At 46.6% G+C, this 219-nt stretch carries 1 rRNA gene; it reads right to left on the bottom strand.

Annotated elements, in window-relative coordinates:
* Positions 1–147: 147 nt before the first annotated feature.
* Positions 148–219 (bottom strand): 5S ribosomal RNA (gene rrf, locus ACVA6Q_RS25055); the annotation flags it as partial.

Here is a 219-nt window from a genome sequence, read left to right as displayed (position 1 = left end):
GGATTTGAACCCTAGAACCGCTATTAACGGTTGCCGGTTTTCAAGACCGGTGCTTTCGACCACTCAGCCATCTCTCCACAAATTGTCATCAACAGATTCGTACACTGATGATGTGGTTACTTACTATTGCAAGTAACAGTATTTAAAGCCTGGCGATGTCCTACTCTCACATGGGGAAACCCCACACTACCATCGGCGCTATTGCGTTTCACTTCTGAG

It is taken from the genome of Vibrio sp. DNB22_10_4, from assembly GCF_052879755.1.
This window is presented reverse-complemented; position numbering and strand designations above follow the sequence as displayed.